This is a genomic window from Desulfovibrio sp. TomC, from assembly GCF_000801335.2.
Lineage (GTDB): Bacteria > Desulfobacterota > Desulfovibrionia > Desulfovibrionales > Desulfovibrionaceae > Solidesulfovibrio.
In genome coordinates this window covers 1-1,410 of record NZ_JSEH01000073.1, presented here as the reverse complement: position 1 = coordinate 1,410, position 1,410 = coordinate 1, and the positions used below count along the sequence as shown (strand labels likewise).

General features: G+C 61.3%; 1 protein-coding gene. It reads right to left on the bottom strand.

The genetic code is table 11. The annotated features are described in order from the left end of the window. Positions 1-53 precede the first annotated feature (53 nt). Positions 54-1,262 carry an IS256 family transposase gene (locus NY78_RS21550; protein WP_043641068.1) on the bottom strand — a complete coding sequence of 403 codons (1,209 nt, stop codon included), beginning with the start codon at positions 1,260-1,262 and terminating at the stop codon, positions 54-56. Positions 1,263-1,410 lie beyond the last annotated feature (148 nt).

The following is a 1,410-nucleotide window of genomic DNA, read 5'->3' as shown; positions in this document are numbered from 1 at the left end:
GGTCACGTCCGTCAATGTGGTGTAAATTCCGGGATGCTTGAGGTGGCAATCGGTCAGGCTGCCCTTGGTGGAATTTGGGCTGGCTGCGCCTCGTTGAGTTGGGTGTTGAGTTCGGCCATGGCCTCGACCTGCATGTAGCGGCTTTGCAGCTGCCACTCGTCGTTTTGCTCCAGCAAGATGGCCCCGATGAGCCGGACGATGGACTGTTCGTTGGGGAAGATGCCGACCACGTCCGCTCGCCGCTTCACCTCTTTGTTCAGCCTTTCCAGCGGATTGGTGCTGTGCAGCTTGACCCGATGCTGCGCCGGGAACGTCATGTAAGCCAGCACGTCGTGCTCGGTTTCATCCATGAAACTGGCGAGTTTTGGCCATTTTCCGCGAAGCTGATCGGCGACATGCCGCCAGGTTTGGCTGGCGCTGGCCGCGTCCGGCTGCAAAAAGGCCTGACGTAGAGCGGCGGAAACCATGGCGTGCTGTGATTTAGGGACGCGAGCCAAGGCGTTGCGCATCCAGTGGACCCGGCAACGCTGCCACGTGGCTCCGAACGTCTTGGCGATGGCGGCCTTGAGACCTTCATGAGCGTCGGAGACGACAAGTTTCACGCCGGTAAGTCCCCGACGAAGAAGGCCTTTGAGGAAAAAAGACCAGAACGGCTCGGCCTCGCTGGGGCCGATGTGCAGTCCCACGATTTCCCTGCGGCCTTCGGTGTTCGCCGCCACGGCGATTATGGCGGCGACGCTGACCACCCGCCCGCCTTCGCGCTGCTTGAGATAAGTCGCGTCCAGCCACAAATAGGGCCATTCTCCCGTCAGCGGCCTGGAAAGGAAGGCATGGACCCGTTCATCGATGTCCTTGCACAGCTTGGACACCTGGGACTTGGAGATGCCGGAAAGGCCCATGGCTTGGACAAGATCATCCACGCGCCGCGTCGATATGCCGCCGATCCAGGCCTCCTGGATGACGGCCACCAAGGCGCGCTCGCTGGTCTTGCGCGGCTCCAGGAAGGGCGGAAAGTAGCTGCCTTGACGCAGCTTGGGGATGCGCAGTTGCAGGGAGCCGACGCGAGTATCAAGGCTGCGGTCACGGTAGCCATTGCGGTAGCTGACTCGTTCGGCGCTTCGTTCGTGGCGGCTGGCTCCGATCAAGCCGTCCACATCGGCTTCCATGAGAAGCTGCAAGACGGCTTCCGCCAAGGAGCGAAGAAAATCGCCGCCATCGGCCTTTTGCATCAGCTCGATTAATGCCATGCTGTCCTCGGCCATCGTGGTCTCCTTTGGTTGCAGGTGCGGCTTCGCAACTTCACCTTACAGCCAATCGGCCCGATGGCCACCTCGCTCATCCCGTCCAGGCTGGAGGTACCCCCCGGCCTGGACGACTCCAGAATTTACACCACTTCCGTGGACTCTACCC

Bases quoted from the DNA above. Each gene is read 5' to 3' on its own strand.
- NY78_RS21550 (WP_043641068.1), bottom strand. From the start codon at position 1,262: ATGGCCGAGGACAGCATGGCATTAATCGAGCTGATGCAAAAGGCCGAT.